3 protein-coding genes are annotated in these 995 nt (G+C 37.2%); all 3 read right to left on the bottom strand.

Annotated elements, in window-relative coordinates; genetic code table 11:
• On the bottom strand, positions 1–124 hold a 124-nt coding region (locus BBROOKSOX_RS11680; protein WP_180324057.1), incomplete at its 3' end, for an uL13 family ribosomal protein.
• A gap of 181 nt (positions 125–305) precedes the next feature.
• A complete protein-coding gene (locus tag BBROOKSOX_RS12565; RefSeq protein ID WP_373896638.1) occupies positions 306–737 on the bottom strand; it encodes a phosphoethanolamine transferase in 432 nt (143 codons plus the stop codon).
• Positions 716–880, bottom strand: a complete 165-nt coding sequence (locus BBROOKSOX_RS12560; RefSeq protein WP_373896637.1) for a hypothetical protein — start codon at positions 878–880, stop codon at positions 716–718. Before BBROOKSOX_RS12560 ends, BBROOKSOX_RS12565 begins: the two co-directional genes overlap by 22 nt.
• Positions 881–995 lie beyond the last annotated feature (115 nt).

Here is a 995-nt window from a genome sequence, read left to right as displayed (position 1 = left end):
GCTTGTGCTTACCACGAAGGCGAGAGGCAATGGCTGTTGCCAAACGACCCAATGTTTTGCCATCAGCGTCAACCAATAACCAATCCCTTTTCACTTCGTGTGCCTTAGCGCTAAATGTTTTCATAAATCTATCTTTGTGCAAAATAATCGCACTATTATAATCATCTTTAGATTTTAATGTTGCCTATTCACTTAATAAAGTCTAATTTTTGTTCATAAACTTTAACTCTAACATCAAACAATCCTAACAAAGTATGGAACAGCCCATCGTGGCTTAATGCCAAATCTTTTTTGTCCTTTGTAATTTATTTAGAAAATTGCTTGTCAAACCATGCGATTGATGGCACATGAGTTTGCTCTTTTGGTGCTATAAAATAAGGCATACCATGTAAATATAGCCCTTTTTCGCCTAACGACTCACCGTGGTCACTCATATAGAGTACTGCACTTTGATGTGTTTGATTTTTCTTCAACAATGCAATCACTTGAGATAAAAAATAATCGGTATAAACAATGGTATTGTCGTAGGCATTATTAATCATCTCATTACTACATTTACTAAACTGATTAGTCTTGCATGTTGGTGTGAATTTCTCGAACGCCTTAGGATAGCGTTTGTAGTAAGCAGGTCCATGACTACCCATCATATGTAGGACAATTAAAATATCTTGATTTTTATGCGTGCTGATGTAGCCTTGTAAACCACCCAACATCCCTACATCCCTACATCTCTGCATTCCACATCACATATAGGATTATTGCCACTGGTTTTAAAATCTTGATAAGTGACACGATTTGCAACGCCTTTAGAACTAGAATTGTTGTCTCTCCATAACACCTCAACACCTGCACGATTCAAAATATCTAGAGACCTTTGCATAAATAGGGATGATTAGCAAAATCCAATTTTTGCCCAATTGGTGATTTCTTTAAACCTTGTCCTAGCAGGGCTAAGGCTGGGTTTAAAAAATCGCCAAGTGGGTGAAAAGTGGGTT

This window comes from bacterium endosymbiont of Bathymodiolus sp. 5 South, assembly GCF_900128535.1.
Classification (GTDB): domain Bacteria; phylum Pseudomonadota; class Gammaproteobacteria; order PS1; family Pseudothioglobaceae; genus Thiodubiliella.
The sequence above is the reverse complement of the archived record's forward strand: the minus strand, read 5'-3'. Positions and strand labels throughout refer to the sequence as shown.